Raw genomic sequence first — 17,834 nt, 5'->3', positions numbered from 1 at the left:
TCCAACACGCCCAGACCCTACGAGCAGAGACATCATGGCCAATACCGAAACCCAGGCGGCGGGCGCCGCTGTAGCAGAAGCTGCCGATGGCGGCCTCCTCGACCAGATCCTCACCCAGAGCAAGATCGCCCGTTCCGACACCGAGCGGACCCGTGCCCGCGACCTGATCGCGGAGCTCGTTTCGCAGGTCAGCGACGGCGCGATGGTGGTGTCCAAGGACGCCATCGGTGCGCTGGACGCGCGCATCGCCGAAATCGACCGCGTGCTTTCCGAGCAGCTGTCCTCGGTCATGCATGCGCCGGAATTCCAGCAGCTGGAAGGCAGCTGGCGCGGCCTGAAGTACCTGGTCGACAATTCCGAGACCAGCACCAGCCTGAAGATCAAGGTCTTCAACACGACCAAGAAGGAACTGGTCAAGGACTTCAAGAGCGCGTCCGATTTCGACCAGAGCACGCTGTTCAAGAAGATCTACGAAGAAGAGTACGGCACCTTCGGTGGCGCGCCGTTCGCCACCCTGATCGGCGACTTCGAGTTCGGCCGCCATCCGGAGGACATGTACCTGGTCGAGGAAATCTCGCATGTCAGCGCCGCGGCGCATGCGCCGTTCCTCAGCGCGGCCTCGCCGGAACTGCTGGGCTTCGACGACTTCACCGAACTGTCCGGCCCACGCGACCTGGCCAAGATCTTCGACACCGTCGAATACGCGAAGTGGAAGAGCTTCCGCGCCTCCGAGGACTCCCGCTACGTCGGCCTGGCGATGCCGCACGTGCTTGGCCGCCTGCCGTACGGCCCGGACACCGATCCGGTCGAGGCGTTCAACTTCGTCGAGCGCACCGACGGCACCGACCACAACAAGTACCTGTGGATGAACGCCGCGTATGCGCTGGGCACCAAGGTCACCGACGCGTTCGCCAAGTACGGCTGGTGCGCGGCGATCCGCGGCGTCGAGGGCGGTGGCCTGGTCGAAGGCCTGCCGACCCACACCTTCGCCACCGATGACGGCGAAGTGGCGCTGAAGTGCCCGACCGAGATCGCGATCACCGACCGCCGCGAGAAGGAACTCGCCGACCTCGGCCTGATCCCGCTGGTGCACTGCAAGGGCACCGACTACGCGGCGTTCTTCTCCACCCAGTCGGCGCAGAAGGCCAAGGAGTACAACACCGACGCGGCCAACGCCAATGCGCGCCTGTCCTCGCAGCTGCAGTACATCTTCGCGGTCAGCCGCATCGCGCATTACCTGAAGTCGATGATGCGCGACAAGATCGGCAGCTTCGCCAGCAAGTCCAGCGTCGAGCTGTTCCTCAACAACTGGATTTCGCAGTACGTGCTGCTGGACGACAACGCCTCGCAGGAAGCCAAGGCGCAGTACCCGCTGCGCGAGGCACGCATCGAGGTGACCGAAGTCCCCGGCAAGCCGGGCGCCTTCAAGTCGGTTGCCTTCCTGCGCCCGCACTACCAGTTGGACGAACTCAGCGTCTCGTTGCGCCTCGTCGCCGAGCTGCCGAAGTCCGCCCGCTAAAACCGCATTCCCTTTCCAACCTCTGAGGAGATACCACCATGGCTTCCGATTACCTGCTCGAGCTCGAAGGCATCAAGGGCGAATCGCTCGACGAAAAGCACAAGGACAAGATCGAGATCGACTCGTTCAGCTGGGGCGTGTCGAACGACGGCAACATGGGTCGCGGCGGCGGCGGCGGCACCGGCAAGGCCAACTTCCAGGACGTGCATTTCACCAAGCAGACCGACAAGTCGAGCGCCCTGCTGGTGAAGTCCGCGGCCAGCGGCGATCACATCAAGAAGGCGGTGTTGACCGCGCGCAAGGCCGGCGGCAAGGGCGGCCAGGTCGATTACCTGGTCATCACCATGGAAGACGTGATGGTGAGCTCGTTCCAGACTGGCGGCAATGCCGGCAATTCCTCGATCCCGATTGACCAGTTCGCCCTGAACTACACGAAGATCAAGTACGAGTACAAGCCGCAGAAGGCCGATGGCGGCCTGGAAGGCGCGATCATGGCGCAGTACGACCGCGCCCTGAACAAGGCGACCTGATCCGTCCGTTGCTGAAACAGGCCCGCCGCGCACCACGCGGCGGGCCGTTTTCGTTCCGGGATCGCGACTGAAACGGAGCCTGTTGCATGCGTGGATTGATGGATCGCCTGGTCGATGCGCCGTTGCCGGAAGACGGCGGGCGGCGGGTGTCCGTTACCGACATGCGCAATAGCGTGTCGCGCGACCTCGAGAACCTGCTCAACACGCGTTCCGAAGGCGCGCGCCTGATCAGCGACAGCTTCAAGGAATGCCGGGCGTCCTCGTTGACTTACGGCATCCTGGATTTCTCGTCCTACAGCTTGCTCAGCCCGCACGATCGCGACCGCATCCGGCGTTCGCTGGAACTGGCGATCGGCTTGCACGAGGGCCGTCTCACCCGCATCCGGGTCACCCTCGAGCCGCAACGCGAACTCGATCGCGCCCTGCGCTTCCGGGTGGACGCATTGATGGAACTGGGGCCGGACAACGAGAAAGTGCAGTTCGATGCCGTACTGCAATTGAACACCCAGACCTACGTGGTGCGTTGAGCGGCATCGCCCGCGCGTCAATCCGCTTCCAGCAAGCCCATCCGCGCGGTCTGCGACAACCCCGCTTCCAGTTGTCCGGCCAGCGCCGCGCGCCACCAGGCGGCATCACGCAACGCATGGTCGCCACCAACACTCGCGTCGACCGGCAATGCCGCCATGCGTTCGGCAAGGTCGTGCATGAGTGTGGCGCGATCGCGACTGCCGTCGAGCAAGCGGATCAACTCCAGCGCGAGTGGGCTGTCGATGCGGATCATCGACGGACGCAGGCTGGTGATGAGGTCGGAGCCGGCCTCCACCTGCATGCGTGCCAACGCATTCGCCTTCGGTGTTGCGCCGGCTTCGGTCGCGAAGCCGGGCGGATCGCAATGCAGGATCATCAGTCCCAGTTCGAACGCGGCCAGCCACGTGTGGGCGAGCGCATCGGCATCCGCCTCGATCGTGTTCTGGCTCTGGCTGGCCTGTCGCGCGGCGATCAGGACCTCATCGAAGGCGGGTGCCGCCGGGAAGGCATTGCCGACCATCGCCAGGGCGGCCTTGATCACCGGGTGGTCGGTGGTCAGCATCGCGCCGTCGCCGCTGTGGAAGCGCACGGCCACGCCTTCGGCGAGATCCAGCGCATTGCCTTCGGCATCGTCGGTGCGCAGGTGCCCGACCGCTGACAATCCGCGCGCCATCGCCGCATCCGCCAGGTCCTGCATCGGCGCATCGGCCCGGCAGAGCAGGGTTTGCCGGAAGCGCCGGCCCTTCAGGTAGTCCAGGTATTGCTCGCGCTGCAGGCGGTCGCCGCCGGCGCGCGCGTCCAGGCGCGCGCCGGCATCGTCGGTCAGCCCGGCATCGCTCATTTCGTGGTAGTCGGCCTCTCCGAGATAGCGCAGGCCGTGGCCGCCGGCACGCGCCGCGAAGTCGCCGATCGAGAACGGCTGGTTGGTGTCCGCCAGGTCGTCGTGGAACAGCACCGAGGTCTCGGGGCGGCGCAGCAGGTCGCGGGCTTCGCTGCGCACCGCGTCGCCGTAGACCTGCGAACCGGCGACGTCGGTCTCCAGGCAAGCCAGCAGGTCGCGTGCCGCAGCGATGCGCGCGCGCGGGTCGTCGATGCCGCGCACATGGTGGCGCAGCATGTCCCACATCAGTCGCCGCAGGTGGCAGCCGGGCAGGGCGTTGTAGCTGACATAGGCGATGCCGGCGGGCGAGAGCGCCTGTCGGCACAGCCCGAGCAGGCAGTCGCGCACGACGTCCGGCACCCACGAGAAGAAGCCGTGGGCAACGATGTAGTCGAATGGATCGAGGCCCGGATCCCATGTGGTCAGGTCCGCTGCGACCAACTGCAGGTTGTCGAGGCCAAGCCTGCGCCGTGTCGCTTCGCCGCGGGCGATCGCGGCCTGCGACAGATCCACGCCGACGAAGCGGCTCTGCGGATACGCCATCGCCAGGGTCAGCAGTTGCAGGCCATCGCCGCAGCCGACTTCCAGCAGGTGGCAGTCGCGCGGCGAGGCGGCATCGATGCCGTGCAGTCGGCCGATCGCGGCCAGCCGGGACGGATGCGCCTGCGGATGCACGTGGGACGGATATTCAAGGACGTCGTAGGCGAAGCCGTCGCTCATTCTTCGGATTCCATGGGCATGACCCGGGACGCCAGCACGGTGGCCAGCATCGCCTCGCGCAGCCGGGATGGGGAGACCGGCTTGAACAGCACCGGGATGCGATTGGCGGCGATTTCGCCGATCCGGTCGGGGCGGGTTTCGCCGGTGACCAGCAGGCGCGCGAACGGCGGGCGCTGTGGATCGGCACCGTAGTGGCGGGCCAGCGTGCGCAGCACGTCCAGGCCGCTGCGGCCCTCGCGCAGGCGCAGGTCGCTGATCACCAGGTCGGGCGGCTGCCGCCAGCCGGCGACCGCGGTGGTGGCGCTGGCCTCGTCGTCGGCGATGCGGATCTCGCAGCCCCATTCCTGCAGCAACGCGCGCAGGCCTTCGAGGATGCTGGCTTCGTCGTCGACCACCAGCACCCGCAGCCCGCTGATGTCCAGCGGCATGTCCGCCGGTTCGTCGCCCGCCCCGGCACCGACCTGGCCCGCATCCAGACGCAACGAGACCACGGTGCCGCGGCGCAACCGCGAGGCCAGGCGCACCTCGCAACCAACCAACTCGGCGAGCCGGCGCACCGTCGCCAGTCCCAATCCCAGGCCACGCTTGCGTTCACCGGTTTCGTCGCTGCACTGGCTGACCTGGTAGAACTCGTCGAACACCTGCGCCTGGTGTTCGGGTGCGATGCCGCTGCCGGTATCCCAGACGTCGATCCGCAGGCGGCCATCGTGCTGGTGGCGCACGCCGACCAGCACGCCGCCCTCGTCGGTGTAGCGCAGCGCATTGCTGACCAGGTTGTTGAGGATGCGCGCCAGCATGGTGCGGTCGGTGCGCACCCAGGCATCGGTCTTGCGCACGATGAGGCGCAGGCCGCGCGACTCGGCGAGGATGCGGAAATTGCGGCTGACTTCATCGAAGACATCGTCCAGGCGCACGTCGCCGACTGCCGCGTGCATCACCCCGGCCTCGAGCCTCGACAGGTCGAGCAACTCGGAGAACAACTGGTCGAGCGAGGACACGCACTCTTCGATGTGCATGACCCGGGTCAACTTGTCCGGGTCGGTCTCGCCGGCGCGCAATGCAGAAGAAAACAGCGTGAGCGCGTACAGCGGCTGGCGCAGGTCGTGGCTGGCTGCGGCCAGGAAACGCGCGCGCGACTGGCTGGCGGCCTCCAGCCGGGTGTTCTTGTCGGCCAGTTCGATCGCGGTGCGGCCGAGCTCGCTCTGCATGCGGTTGCGCGCATCGGCCAGTGCCTGCGAGGCATCGTTGACCCCGCGCTGCAGTCGGCCCAGCAAGGCATCTTCCTCCACCTGCATGCGCACCTGCTCGCCACGGCCCAGGCCCTCGATGGCGTCGGTCAGGGCCATCACCGGCCGCGACGCCCGCACCGCGATGCTCCAGCCGATCGCGGCCACCACCGCCAGCGCAAGCAGCAGCAACACCGCGATGCGCCAGAGGATCGAGAACAGCGCCGCGTCATCGCCGGGCAAGGCCAGGCTGGCGGCATAGGCCAGCAGGCAGAACGCCAGCGTCACCGCCAGCGACAGCGGGATGACCACCCGCACCGCCCACAGCCGCAGCAGCGCCGAGCGGTCGTGCGGTCGGGCCTGGGCAAGCGACGCTTCGGTGACTTCCGACATGCAGGGATCCGGCGTGCGATGCCGTTACAAACGCGGAAACGCGCCGCGGCTGGACATCGCACGCGGCATGCCAGCGGCGATCGGGCGCCGTCGCGCACGCCATCGCCCACGAAAAAACCGCCTTTCGGCGGTTTTTTCGCAAATCATTGATTTGATTGGTCGGGGAGACAGGATTCGAACCTGCGACCTCTACGTCCCGAACGTAGCGCTCTACCAGGCTGAGCTACACCCCGACGGCAGAGCCGCGCATTTTAGGGACATGTGGCGCGGTCGGCAAGGGGGCCGGTGTTCGCCAGCCGTCGGCAGCTAAACTAGCGCCATTCCGTGACGGAGTTCCTGCCTTGATCAAGCCACGCACCCCGCCCGGGGTCATGGAGCTGTTGCCCCGCGACCAGATTGCCTTCCAGCGCATGCTGGACACGATCCGCCAGGTGTTCGAGCGGTTCGGCTTCCTGCCGGTGGAAACCCCGGTGATGGAACTGTCCGAGGTGCTGCTGACGAAGTCCGGTGGCGAGACCGAGCGACAGGTGTACTTCGTCCAGTCCACGGGTGCGTTGGAGAAGGGGGCAGAAGGCCTCCCGGAACTGGCACTGCGCTTCGACCTGACCGTGCCCTTGGCCCGCTACGTGGCCGAGCACGAGCACGACCTGGCGTTCCCGTTCCGTCGCTACCAGATGCAGCGCGTGTACCGCGGCGAGCGCGCCCAGCGCGGCCGTTTCCGCGAGTTCTACCAGTGCGACATCGACGTGGTCGGCAAGGACGCGCTGTCGCCGCGCTTCGATGCGGAAGTGCCGGCGGTGATCGCGGCGGTGTTCGAGCGGTTGGCGATCGGCGAATTCACCATCCAGCTCAACCACCGCAAGTTGCTGCGCGGCTTTTTCGAAGGGCAGGGGATCGAGGGCGAATCGCAGTTCGCGGTGTTGCGCGAACTCGACAAGCTGGACAAGCGCGGCGAGGACGCGGTGCGCGCGACCCTGGCGGGCGAGGGCTTCGCTCTGTGCGGTGACGTGATCGACCGGCTGATGGCTTTCTCCAGGGTGCGTTCGACCGGGCACGACGACGCACTGGCGAAACTGGATGCGCTCGGTACCGGGACTGTGCTGTTCGAGGAAGGTCGCGACGAGCTGCGTGCGATCGTCTCGCAGCTGAAGGCGTTGGGCGTGGCCGAGTCGCGTTACGCGTTGAACCTGTCGATTGCGCGTGGGCTGGATTACTACACTGGCGTGGTCTACGAGACCACGCTGGATGCGTATCCGCAGATCGGTTCGATCTGCTCGGGTGGCCGCTATGAAAATCTTGCCGGCCACTACACCAAGTCGAAGTTGCCCGGCGTTGGCATTTCCATCGGCCTGACCCGGTTGTTCTTCCAGCTGAAGGACGCTGGACTGGTCGATACCGCCGAGAGTTCGGTCGACGTGCTGGTCGCGCTGCTGGACGATAACGGCCTGTCGCATGCGCTGGGCCTGTCGCAGCGCCTGCGCGCGGCCGGTTTGAACGTCGAAACGCAACTGGAGCCGCGCAAGCTGGCGAAGCAGTTGCAGTACGCCGACAAGGCCGGCATTCGCTTCGTGGTGATGCATGGCGAGGACGAGGCCGCGCGCGGCGTGGTCGCGGTGAAGGACCTGCGTCGCGGCGAGCAGTTCGAAGTGTCGGAGGCCGAGTTGGCCTCGACCCTGCTGGTCGAGCGCGAACAATTGCGCAGCATCGGGGGAGCAGGGCGATGACGATCAGGCTCGATGGCGTCTCGCTGACGCGCGCACAACTGGTGCAGGTCGCTCGCGGCGAAGGCGTCGAACTGGACGAAGCTTCACTGCCACGCGTCTCCCGCGCGGCCGACTTCCTCGCCGCGCAGGTCGCGCGCGAGGAACCGATCTACGGTGTCTCCACCGGCTTCGGCAGCAATGCCGACAAGCTGCTAGGCGCGCATCCGCTGCGCGACGAATTGCCAGGTGCGACGCGGTCCGGGCAATCGCCGCATATCGAACTGCAGCGCAACCTGATCGTCACCCACGCGGTGTGCGTGGGCGAACCGTTCGCGCCTGACGTGGTGCGGGCGATGCTGTGCATCCGCATCAACACGCTCCTGCGCGGGCATTCCGGCATCCGCGTGCAGACCCTGCAGGCGCTGGCGGCGATGCTCAATGCCGGGATCGTGCCGGTGGTGCCGCAACTCGGTTCGGTGGGTGCATCCGGTGACCTCGCGCCGTTGTCGCATCTCGCCATCGTGCTGCTCGGGGGCGGGGAAGCCTTCGTCGACGGCGAGCGTGTTGCCGGCGCCGAGGCCCTGCGTCGCAAGGGCCTGCAACCGGTCACGCTGTCCTACAAGGAAGGCCTGGCGCTGAACAACGGCACCGCGCAGATGCTCGCCACCGGCGTGCTGGCCGTGCAGCAACTCGAAGACCTGCTGGACACCGCGGATCTCGCCGCAGCGATGACGATCGATGCCTTCGCCGGCCGGCTTGGTGCGTTCGCACCGGAAGTCCACGCATTGCGTCCGCACCCGGGCCAAGTGAAGACCGCCGACAACCTGCTGCGCCTGCTCGATGGCTCCACGCTGTCCGACATCGCCTATCACCTGGTGCCGCGTTTCCGGCAGTGGTTGCCGTCGAGCTGGGATACTCCCGCCGCGCAGGCGCTGAGCTTCGACATCGGCTGGGACTGGGTGCCGTTCGGCCAGCGCCATGGCCGCGAGAAGTTCTACCAGCGCTTCATGCCGTTCCGCGGCGGCAAGAAACACCAGCCGCAGGACAGCTATTCGCTGCGTTGCATCCCGCAGGTCCACGGCGCGGTGCGCGATGCGCTGGAACAGGCCAAGCGCGTGCTCGACATCGAGCTCAATGCGCTCACCGACAACCCGCTGATCTTCCCCGATAAGCAGGCGGAGCACGTGGAGGAGCAGGTGATCTCCGCCGGCCATTTCCACGGCATGCCATTGGCGCTGGCGATGAGTTACCTCAAGGCAGCGATCCCGGTGCTCGCCTCGATCAGCGAGCGCCGCCTCAACAAGCTGGTGGATCCGGCGACCAACGACGGCCTGCCGGCCTTCCTGATCGGCAACGAGGACGGCACCGAGTCCGGCCACATGATCGTGCAATACACCGCTGCGGCGATCGTCAACGATCTGGCCAGCCGCGCGATGCCGGCCTCGGTGTATTCGATCCCGACCTCGGCCAACGCCGAGGACCATGTCTCGATGGGCGCCAACGAAGCGCGCCACGTGTTGGCGATGGCGGCCGACCTGGGCAAGGTACTCGGGCTGGAGCTGTACACCGCCGCGCAGGCGCTCGACCTGCGTCGCGACATGATCAATGCAGCGCGTGACTTGGCGGATCGCGCCGATGCTGAAGCCTTTGCCACCAAGGTGCAGGGCGGGCCGTTGCCGGATGCCGTCGACCGTGGCGCGTTCCTTGTCGAGGTCGATGCCCTGCGCACGCAGCTGGCGAACTCCGCCGAATTCCGGCCGGGCCGGGCCGTCGCCGCGGCGCATGCCGCGATCCGCGCACGCATCCCGTTCATGGAACGCGACCGCGCGATGGATGGCGATGTCGCCAGCGCGGTGGCGTTGGTGGTCGAGGGCAGCGTGTTGGCCGCTGCCCGCAATGCCCGGGCGTAGCCCGGGCTTATCGCGCGCCGGCCTGCAGAAGGCCGGCGCGCTCCAGTAATGCGACCAGTTGCGCCCGGAACTCCGGGCCGTCGCTGCTCCAGCCCCGGGTGCTGTCGATCACCTTTCCGTCCTTGACGACGGCGAATGTCGGCATCGCCCAATGCGGAATCAGCGCCCACTCACTGCGACCATGGATCGCCAGCATGGGCGCCTGCGGATACAGGCGGTTCCATTCCGCCAACGCGTCGAGATTCTCGCCGCCCGGCTGGAGTGAAACCCAGCGGGCATGGCGGGCGAACACCGGGCCCAGCATCGGATCGCCGGTGATCTCGCGAGCCGCATCTTCGGAAAAATGGCAGCCGGCGACGACGATGATCTGCAGCGGCGCCAGGTCGATCCCGATGCGCTTCGCCTTGCTGCCATCGGCACTGAATTGCCAGGCGCTGGGCATGTCGCCAGTGTAGCTGTCGATGAACTGCGGGACGGCGGGCAGCTCCGCGTCGGTGTGTCGTGCCGCGAAGTCGCGCGCAGCATCGAAGCGGCCGGCTTTCAGCAGGACGTTGAAAACGCGCTCGGTCGCCTTGGCATCCGCCACGCCGCGACGTTCCAGTTCCGCATGCACGCGGACAGCCGCATCGGCCACCTCGCCGTCGTCGGAGTAGAAGGCAGTACTCGATACGGCCTGCCAATACAGGGCCAGGTTGGCGTCGCTGGCCGCGCTCAAATCATCGGCGCCGTTGATCTGGCTGAAGTTCGCTTCGTACTCGCGCCGGATGTTGATGGCGTATGCCAGGTCGTCGGGTCGAGGCCGCATGTCGGCCAGCTGCTTCACGCGCTGCGCGCGCTGGGCGATGTCGCCGTCCTGGGCCAGTGCTGGCTGGGCGAGCAGGAGTAACGACAGGAGCAGGATTTTCGGATTGGTCATGAGCCGCAGGATAGGTCGGTGAGAAGGGGTTGCCTATATCCCATGCATGGATTAATGTATTAACGCGCTAATACATTAATCCGATGAAGCAACGCCCCGAGCCCCTGCCGAAGTACGACGCCGCCATCGCCATCGACGCGCTGGCCGAAGCACTGTCCGCGCTGAAAGGAGCGAGCGAGATCCGCGCCTTCCTCGAGGACCTGTGCACGCCTGCCGAACTGGAAGCCATGGGCGACCGCTGGCGGGTGGTGCCGCAGTTGCTGCAGGGGCTGCCGTACCGCGAGATCCACGAGCGCACCCTGGTCAGCGTGACCACCATCGGCCGCGTTGCCCGTACGCTCGAGCGCGGCACCGGCGGGTACGGCACCGCCGCCCGCCGCCTGCGCCTGCCCACCGCTTCCCATTGAGCCAATCCCCATGAGCCCCACCGCCAACAGCGCGGTGCGCGACCGACTGCGCATCGCCATCCAGAAATCCGGACGCCTCAGCGAACCGGCGCGCGCCCTGCTGGCCTCATCGGGCCTCAGCTGGCGCGAGAGCCGCGACAAGCTGTTCTGCTACGGCGAATCCTTGCCGGTCGATCTGTTGCTGGTCCGCGACGACGACATCCCGGGATTGATCGCGGACGGCGTCTGCGACCTCGGCATCGTCGGCCGCAATGTGCTGGCGGAGCAGGCCGGCGAACGCACCGAAGCCGGCAAGCCGGAAGTCTTCCGCGAGTGGCGTGCGCTCGGATTCGGTGGCTGCAAGCTGTCGCTGGCGGTGCCGGACGACTGGGATTGGCAGGGGCCGCAGCAACTCTCGGGCAAGCGCATTGCGACCACTTATCCGAACCAGTTGCGCGCCTGGCTGCGCGCGCAGGGGGTCGATGCCGAAGCGGTGGTGCTCAATGGCTCGGTGGAGATCGCCCCGCGCCTGGGCCAGGCCGATGCCGTCTGCGACCTGGTCTCCAGCGGCGCCACGCTCGCCGCCAACCAGCTCAAGCCTGTGCTCGACATCATGCGCAGTGAAGCGGTGCTCGCCGGGCCGGCGCAGCCGTTCGGCGACGTGCGCGCGGAACTGGCCGACCTGCTGCTGCGGCGCATGGACGGCGTGTTGCGCATCCGCGACAGCAAGCTGTTGATGTTCCAGGCGCCACGCGATGCGGTGGATCAACTCCTGCAACTGCTGCCCGATGCCGAACCGCCCACCGTCTGCGCGGTCGACGGTGCGGACACCCTCGCGTTGCAGGCGCTCTGCCACGGCGCGATGACCTGGCAGCGGCTGGAAGACCTCAAGCGTGCCGGAGCGCGCGGGCTGATGGTGCTGCCGGTGGAGCGGATGCTGGCATGAAGCGGATCGACTGGAACGCGCTGGACGAACGCGCGCGCGCCGCAGTGTTGCAGCGCCCGGTGCAGTCGGTGTCCGACGCCGTGCGCAGCGGCGTGGCGACGATCTTCGACGATGTCGCATCGCATGGCGATGCCGCGTTGCGCGACTGCACGGCGAAATTCGACGGCGTGACGCTGGCGGATTTCGAAGTCGGCGCGGAAGAATTCGCAGCCGCGCGGGAATCGGTGCCGGCCGACGTGCTATCGGCGATTGCCGAGGCAGCATCGCGAATCGAAGCCTTCCATCGCGCCGGCATCGCCGCACCGTATGCGCTGGAAACCGCACCGGGGTTGTTGTGCCAGCGCGTGCAGCGGCCGATCGCGCGCGTGGGCCTGTACGTGCCCGCGGGTAGTGCGCCGCTGCCGTCGACGGCACTGATGCTCACGATCCCGGCGCGCCTGGCCGGCTGCCACGAGATCATCCTGTGCACGCCGCCGCGCAAGGACGGCAGCGCCGATCCCGCCGTGTTGCTGGCCGCGCAACAGGCACCCGGCGTGCGCGTGTTCAAGCTCGGTGGCGCGCAGGCCATCGCCGCGATGGCGATCGGCACCGACCGCATTCCACGCTGCGACAAGCTGTTCGGGCCGGGCAATGGCTGGGTGGATGAGGCCAAGCGGCAAGCGTTGCAGCGGCCGGGCGGGGTCGCGATCGACATGCCCGCCGGTCCGTCGGAAGTCCTGGTGATCGCCGATGCCGGCGCGGATCCGGCGTTCGTGGCTTCCGATCTCCTGTCGCAGGCCGAACACGGCCCGGATTCGCAGGTGTTGCTGGTGTCCGACAGCGATGCGCTGCTCGATGCGGTTGCGGTCGAAGTCGATGCGCAACTCGGGCGTTTGCCGCGCGCCGGCATCGCCACGCAGGCGTTGTCGGCGTCGCGGCTGGTGCGGGTGCGCGACATCGCCCAGGCGATCGCGGTCAGCGATGCCTATGCACCCGAGCACCTGATCCTGGCCGTGCGCGAACCGCGCCGATGGCTGGAGCGCGTGCACAACGCCGGCAGCATTTTCCTCGGCGACTGGACGCCGGAAGCGCTGGGCGATTACTGCAGCGGCAGCAACCACGTGCTGCCGACCGGTGGCGCGGCGCGCGCGTGGAGCGGGCTGTCGGTGGCGAGCTTCCAGAAGGCGATCACCGTGCAGGATGCGAGTCGCATCGGCATCGCCAGCGCCGGTCCTTGCGCAGCCACGCTGGCGCACGCGGAAGGCCTGCAGGCGCATGCGCGCGCGGTCGAACTGCGCCTGGAGCGCGCGGCATGAACGCGACCGTCAACGCATTGCTGCGCGACGACCTGCGCGATTTCGGCGGTTACAAGTCCGCGCGCAGCGACCTGGTCGAAGGCAATGTCTGGCTCAACGCCAACGAATCCGCATGGGCCAATCCGGCCGATGCCGATGCGACCCTGCGTCGCTATCCGGATCCGCAGCCGCGTGCGCTGCGTTCGCGCCTGGCTGCGCTGTACGACGTCGAGCCCGCGCAATTGCTGGTCGGCCGCGGCAGCGATGAAGCCATCGACCTGCTGGTGCGCGCATTCTGCGCGCCGGGGCAGGGTGCCATCGCGATCGCGCCGCCGGTGTTCGGCATGTATGCGGTGTCCGCGCGCCTGCACGGCGTGCGCACCGTCGAGGTGCCGCTGGTCGATGGCGAGCAGGGTTTGCGCGTCGACCTGCAGGCATTGGGCGATGCCGCGCTGGCGAGCGGCGCCAGCCTGGTGTTCCTGTGCACGCCCGGCAATCCGTCCGGCGAAGCCTTGCCCTTGATCGAGATCGCATCGCTCGCGGTTCGCCTGCGCGGCAAGGCGCTGGTGGTGGTCGACGAGGCCTATGCCGAATATTCCGACGTGCCATCGGCGACCGCGCTGTTCCCCGCGCACGAGAACATCGCGGTGCTGCGCACGCTGTCGAAGGCGCACGCGCTTGCGGCGGCGCGGGTCGGTTGCGTGCTGGGCGCGCCTGAACTGATCGACGCATTGCGCTGCTGCCAGGCCCCGTATCCGATGCCGCAACCGGTGACCGACGCCGCGCTGAAGGCACTGACCCCGCAGGCACTGGCGAGCACTGCGGCGCGCGTGGCGGAAGCGCGGGGCTGGCGCGAGCGCCTGGCGGAAGGCCTGCGCAGCCTGCCGCAGGTGCTGCGGGTGTATCCATCGGCGGGGAATTTCCTGCTGGTGCGTTTCATCGATGCCGATGCCGCGTTCGCGCAACTGCTGGAGGCCGGCGTGGTGGTGCGCGACATGCGGGCGATGCCGCAACTCGGCGATGCGCTGCGGATCAGCGTCGGTACGCCGGACGAGTGCAGGCGCGTGCTGGCTGCGCTGGATGCGGATGCCGTGGAGGTGGCGGCATGAGCGGCACGCCGATCCTGTTCGTCGATCGCGACGGCACTCTGATCGAGGAGCCGGAGGATTTCCAGATCGATGCCTATCCGAAGCTGCGCTTCGTCAAGGACGTGATCCCGGCGATGCTGAAACTCCGCGATGCCGGCTACCAGTTCGTCATCGTCAGCAACCAGGACGGGCTGGGCACCGAAGGCTATCCGCGCGAGAGTTTCCAGGGCCCGCACGATTTGATGATGCAGGTGTTCGAGAGCCAGGGCCTGCGCTTCCGCGACGTGCTGATCGACGAGAGTTTCCCCCACGACAACAGGCCGACCCGCAAGCCGGGGCTCGGCATGATGGTGGGTTACCTGCAGGATCGCGGCATCGACTGGGCGCGTTCGGGGATGGTCGGCGACCGTCCGACCGACATCGAGTTCGCGGACAACATGAAGATCCGCGGCTTCCAGTTGAAGACCGCGCAGTTCGGCGGCGACTGGGACTGGAACGGCATTGCGCACGAACTCGCGGATGCGCCGCGCCGCGCGGTGGTCCGGCGCAACACGAAGGAAACCAAGATCCGCGTCGAGGTCGACCTCGACCGTATGGCCGAGCCGCAGATCCACACCGGCCTGCCGTTCTTCGACCACATGCTGGAACAGATCGGCAAGCACGGCGGCTTCGCGCTGGACGTGCGTACCGATGGCGACCTGCACATCGACGAGCACCACACGGTGGAAGACACCGGGCTCGCGCTTGGCCAGGCATTGAAGGACGCCCTGGGCGACAAGCGCGGCATCGGCCGCTACGGCTTCACCCTGCCGATGGACGAAACCCTGGCCAGTGCCGCGCTGGATTTCAGCGGGCGGCCGTACTTCGTATTCGATGGCGCCTTCAAGCGCGAGCGCGTCGGCGACCTGCCCACCGAGCTTGTACCGCATTTCTTCCGTTCGCTCTGCGATGCCTCGGGCCTGAACCTCAATCTGCAGGTGCGCGGCGACAACGACCATCACAAGGTGGAAGCGTGCTTCAAGGCGCTGGCGCGCGCGCTGCGCCAGGCGATCAAGCGCGAAGGCGCGGAACTGCCATCGACCAAGGGCACGTTGTGACCACGCTGGCCCTCGTCGATGCCGGTGGCGCCAACCTCGGTTCGGTGCGTTATGCGCTGGAGCGGTTGGGCGTGGAGGCGCGCATCGTCCGCGATGGCGATGGCCTGCGCGATGCCGGGCGCATCATCCTGCCCGGCGTGGGCGCAGCCGCGCCGGCAATGGCCCTGTTGCTTGAGCGCGGCCTGGTCGCGCCGCTGCGAGCGGCGAAGGTCCCGTTGCTCGGCATCTGCCTCGGCATGCAATTGCTGTTCGAGTCGTCCGAAGAGGGTGACGCGGATTGTCTGGGTCTGTTGCCCGGTCGTGTGCGGAAGATGGTCGGTGCGCCGGGACTGCGGGTGCCGCACATGGGCTGGAACGAGCTGGAACGCGTGCGTGATTCCGCCTTGCTCGATGGCGTCGCAGACGATGCGAGCACCTACTTCGTGCACGGCTATGCCGCGCCGGTGACGGCGGACTGCATCGCTGCCTGCACGCATGGCGAGCGCTTCGCCGCGATGGTGCAGCGTGGCGTTGTTGCCGGTGCGCAATTCCATCCCGAGCGTTCGGCCGCGGTCGGCGCGCGGCTGCTTTCGAATTTCCTGCTGTGGAAGGGCGCATGAGGTTCACCGTCTATCCCGCGATCGACGTGCGCGAGGGCCGCGTGGTGCGCCTGCGCCAGGGCGACTATGCCGAGGAAACCCGCTACGGCGACGATCCGCTGGCCTTCGCCAGGCGCTATGCCGATGCCGGCGCCACGTGGCTGCACCTGGTCGACCTGGACGCCGCCAAGGCCGGCGGCTACACCTTGCGGCCATTGCTGCGCGACATCGCCGCGGCGACGTCCTTGCAGGTGCAGACCGGCGGTGGAGTACGAACACGCGATGACGTGGCGGCATTGCTCGATGCCGGCGCAACCCGCGTCGTGATCGGTTCGCTGGCAGTGCGCGACCCCGCCAGCGTGCTCGCATGGATCGGCGAATTCGGCAGCGAGTCGATCACCGTCGCGCTCGATACGCGCCGCGATACCGATGGCGTATGGCGCCTGCCGGTGCACGGCTGGACCGAGACCGCATCGGAAACCCTCGACGACCTGCTGCGGCGTTATGCCGTTGGCGGCTTGCGCCACCTGCTGTGTACCGACATCGACCGCGACGGCATGCTGACCGGCCCCAACATCGCGTTGTATCGCGACATCCGTGCCGCGCATCCCGTCCTGGAATTGCAGGCCAGCGGTGGTATGCGCGATGTCGCCGACGTGATCGACGCGCGCAATGCCGGGTGCGCCGGCGCGGTGCTCGGCAAGGCGCTGCTGGAAGGGCGGCTGTCGCTGCCGGAGGCGCTGCAATGCTGAGCCGCCGCATCATCCCGTGCCTGGACGTGCGCGAGGGCCGCGTGGTCAAGGGCGTCAAGTTTCGCGACCACGTCGACATGGGCGACATCGTCGAACTGGCGATGCGCTATCGCGACCAGGGCGCGGACGAACTGGTGTTCTACGACATCACCGCCAGCCCGCAGGGCCGCAGCGTGGACCGCGGCTGGGTGGAGCGGGTGGCGCGGGTCATCGACATCCCCTTCTGCGTGGCCGGCGGCATCCGCAGCGTCGAGGATGCGCGCGCGGTGTTGCTGGCCGGTGCGGACAAGGTGTCGATCAACACGCCTGCGCTGGAACGTCCAGCGCTGATTTCCGAACTGGCCGAGGCGTTCGGTGTGCAATGTGTGGTCGTCGGCATCGATTCGGTGCGCGACGCCGATGACGAATGGCGCGTGCGCAGCCACACCGGCGATCCGGATGCGATGCGCGCGCCCGGCAAGCGCACCCTGGATTGGGTCGTCGAGGCGCAGGCACTCGGTGCCGGCGAGCTCGTGCTCAATTGCATGGGCAGCGACGGCGTGCGCGGCGGCTACGACATCGAACAGCTGCGTGCGGTGCGCGCGCGCTGCAACGTGCCGCTGGTGGCGTCCGGTGGTGCCGGCGAGGCCGTGCATTTCACCGAGGTCTTCCGCAAGGCCGATGTCGACGCCGCGCTGGCCGCCAGCATCTTCCATTCCGGCGCGGTGGCGATCCCCGCGCTCAAGCAGGCCCTGCGCGCGCAGGGCATCGAGGTGCGGTTGTGACGCAAGCCATCGTCATCGATATCGATACCGACGCATTGGCGTGGCAGAAACAGGAGGGCCTGTTGCCGGCGATCGTGCAGGATGCCGACAGCCTGCGCGTGCTGATGCTCGGTTACATGGATCGCGAGGCGCTGCAGGCCACGCTGGACAGTGGCAAGGTCACGTTCTACAGCCGCAGCAAGCAGCGCCTGTGGATGAAGGGCGAAACCTCCGGCGACGTGCTGGACCTTGTCCGCATCGAGACCGATTGCGATGCCGACACCCTGCTGGTGCAGGCGCGACCGCACGGCCCGACCTGCCACCTGCAGCGCGCAAGCTGTTTTCCGTCCGCGCCATGTGATGGCCTGGCCGAACTGGATGCGCTGATTGCCGCGCGCGAACGCGAACGTCCCGTCGGCAGTTACACCACCCGCCTGTTCGAGGGCGGCGTGCGCGGGATCGCGCAGAAGGTGGGCGAGGAGGGCGTGGAGACCGCGCTGGCCGGGGTGGTGCAGGACGACCGCGCGCTGCTCGGCGAAGCCGCCGACTTGCTGTTCCACCTGCTCGTGCTGTTGCGCGCGCGCGGGCTGTCGCTCGAGGACGCGAAGCGCGTGCTGGAATCGCGGCGCGGCTGATCCGAAGATA

General features: G+C 67.6%; 17 protein-coding genes and 1 tRNA gene. 14 read left to right on the top strand and 4 right to left on the bottom strand.

The annotated features are described in order from the left end of the window. The first annotated feature begins 34 nt into the window (after nt 1–34). The 3 genes from tssC (at nt 35) to tssE (ending at nt 2,576) form a co-directional block, all read left to right on the top strand. Nucleotides 35–1,519 (top strand): type VI secretion system contractile sheath large subunit, encoded by a 1,485-nt coding sequence (tssC, locus tag ACE3T8_RS07425; RefSeq protein WP_374608100.1) that lies wholly within the window; start codon nt 35–37, stop codon nt 1,517–1,519. Nucleotides 1,520–1,557: 38 nt separating this feature from the next. Further along, a complete protein-coding gene (locus ACE3T8_RS07420) occupies nt 1,558–2,049 on the top strand; it encodes an Hcp family type VI secretion system effector (RefSeq protein WP_374608099.1) in 492 nt (163 codons plus the stop codon). Nucleotides 2,050–2,135: 86 nt separating this feature from the next. Further along, nucleotides 2,136–2,576: a type VI secretion system baseplate subunit TssE gene (gene tssE / locus ACE3T8_RS07415; RefSeq protein WP_374608097.1), complete on the top strand. Its 441-nt coding sequence runs from the start codon at nt 2,136–2,138 to the stop codon at nt 2,574–2,576. A gap of 17 nt (nt 2,577–2,593) precedes the next feature. Here tssE and ACE3T8_RS07410 read toward each other — a convergent pair whose 3' ends face one another. From ACE3T8_RS07410 to ACE3T8_RS07400, 3 genes are all read right to left on the bottom strand, one after another. Further along, the gene (locus tag ACE3T8_RS07410) at nt 2,594–4,177 is read right to left on the bottom strand and encodes a methyltransferase regulatory domain-containing protein (protein WP_374608095.1); all 1,584 of its coding nucleotides are present in this window, start codon (nt 4,175–4,177) and stop codon (nt 2,594–2,596) included. Continuing rightward, on the bottom strand, nt 4,174–5,796 hold the full coding sequence (locus ACE3T8_RS07405; protein ID WP_374608093.1) for a hybrid sensor histidine kinase/response regulator: 1,623 nt from the start codon (nt 5,794–5,796) through the stop codon (nt 4,174–4,176). The genes ACE3T8_RS07410 and ACE3T8_RS07405 overlap by 4 nt, the downstream gene beginning before the upstream one ends. A gap of 156 nt (nt 5,797–5,952) precedes the next feature. Beyond that, nucleotides 5,953–6,029 (bottom strand) — tRNA-Pro (locus ACE3T8_RS07400). Between the two features lie 108 nt (nt 6,030–6,137). Between ACE3T8_RS07400 and hisS the strand changes: the two genes are divergently transcribed. Both hisS and hutH read left to right on the top strand, forming a co-directional pair. Continuing rightward, the gene (gene hisS, locus ACE3T8_RS07395; RefSeq protein WP_374608091.1) at nt 6,138–7,520 is read left to right on the top strand and encodes a histidine--tRNA ligase; all 1,383 of its coding nucleotides are present in this window, start codon (nt 6,138–6,140) and stop codon (nt 7,518–7,520) included. Further along, entirely contained in the window at nt 7,517–9,409 is a 1,893-nt protein-coding gene (hutH, locus tag ACE3T8_RS07390) for a histidine ammonia-lyase (protein WP_374608089.1), read from the top strand. Before hisS ends, hutH begins: the two co-directional genes overlap by 4 nt. A gap of 7 nt (nt 9,410–9,416) precedes the next feature. Here hutH and ACE3T8_RS07385 read toward each other — a convergent pair whose 3' ends face one another. Further along, complete coding sequence (locus tag ACE3T8_RS07385) at nt 9,417–10,325, bottom strand: hypothetical protein (protein WP_374608087.1); 909 nt, start codon at nt 10,323–10,325, stop codon at nt 9,417–9,419. An 83-nt stretch (nt 10,326–10,408) separates the two neighbouring features. Between ACE3T8_RS07385 and ACE3T8_RS07380 the strand changes: the two genes are divergently transcribed. Genes ACE3T8_RS07380 through hisIE form a run of 9 tightly spaced genes read left to right on the top strand, consistent with a single transcriptional unit; the run spans nt 10,409 to nt 17,824 of the window. Further along, the gene (locus ACE3T8_RS07380; RefSeq protein ID WP_374608086.1) at nt 10,409–10,732 is read left to right on the top strand and encodes a YerC/YecD family TrpR-related protein; all 324 of its coding nucleotides are present in this window, start codon (nt 10,409–10,411) and stop codon (nt 10,730–10,732) included. A gap of 10 nt (nt 10,733–10,742) precedes the next feature. After that, nucleotides 10,743–11,657: an ATP phosphoribosyltransferase gene (gene hisG / locus ACE3T8_RS07375; protein WP_374608084.1), complete on the top strand. Its 915-nt coding sequence runs from the start codon at nt 10,743–10,745 to the stop codon at nt 11,655–11,657. Beyond that, nucleotides 11,654–12,952: a histidinol dehydrogenase gene (hisD, locus tag ACE3T8_RS07370; RefSeq protein ID WP_374608083.1), complete on the top strand. Its 1,299-nt coding sequence runs from the start codon at nt 11,654–11,656 to the stop codon at nt 12,950–12,952. Before hisG ends, hisD begins: the two co-directional genes overlap by 4 nt. Further along, nucleotides 12,949–14,040 (top strand): histidinol-phosphate transaminase, encoded by a 1,092-nt coding sequence (hisC, locus tag ACE3T8_RS07365; protein ID WP_374608082.1) that lies wholly within the window; start codon nt 12,949–12,951, stop codon nt 14,038–14,040. Before hisD ends, hisC begins: the two co-directional genes overlap by 4 nt. Beyond that, nucleotides 14,037–15,116: a bifunctional histidinol-phosphatase/imidazoleglycerol-phosphate dehydratase HisB gene (gene hisB / locus ACE3T8_RS07360; protein WP_374608081.1), complete on the top strand. Its 1,080-nt coding sequence runs from the start codon at nt 14,037–14,039 to the stop codon at nt 15,114–15,116. Before hisC ends, hisB begins: the two co-directional genes overlap by 4 nt. Continuing rightward, the gene (hisH, locus tag ACE3T8_RS07355; protein ID WP_374608079.1) at nt 15,113–15,715 is read left to right on the top strand and encodes an imidazole glycerol phosphate synthase subunit HisH; all 603 of its coding nucleotides are present in this window, start codon (nt 15,113–15,115) and stop codon (nt 15,713–15,715) included. Before hisB ends, hisH begins: the two co-directional genes overlap by 4 nt. Continuing rightward, nucleotides 15,712–16,446, top strand: coding sequence for a 1-(5-phosphoribosyl)-5-[(5-phosphoribosylamino)methylideneamino]imidazole-4-carboxamide isomerase (hisA, locus tag ACE3T8_RS07350; protein ID WP_374608078.1), 735 nt, complete (start codon nt 15,712–15,714; stop codon nt 16,444–16,446). The genes hisH and hisA overlap by 4 nt, the downstream gene beginning before the upstream one ends. Next, on the top strand, nt 16,440–17,210 hold the full coding sequence (hisF, locus tag ACE3T8_RS07345; RefSeq protein ID WP_374608076.1) for an imidazole glycerol phosphate synthase subunit HisF: 771 nt from the start codon (nt 16,440–16,442) through the stop codon (nt 17,208–17,210). The genes hisA and hisF overlap by 7 nt, the downstream gene beginning before the upstream one ends. Further along, the gene (gene hisIE, locus ACE3T8_RS07340) at nt 17,207–17,824 is read left to right on the top strand and encodes a bifunctional phosphoribosyl-AMP cyclohydrolase/phosphoribosyl-ATP diphosphatase HisIE (protein WP_374608075.1); all 618 of its coding nucleotides are present in this window, start codon (nt 17,207–17,209) and stop codon (nt 17,822–17,824) included. Before hisF ends, hisIE begins: the two co-directional genes overlap by 4 nt. Nucleotides 17,825–17,834: the final 10 nt, after the last annotated feature.

The sequence above is a fragment of the Thermomonas sp. genome, from assembly GCF_041919455.1.
Lineage (GTDB): Bacteria > Pseudomonadota > Gammaproteobacteria > Xanthomonadales > Xanthomonadaceae > Thermomonas.
The sequence above is the reverse complement of the archived record's forward strand: the minus strand, read 5'-3'. Positions and strand labels throughout refer to the sequence as shown.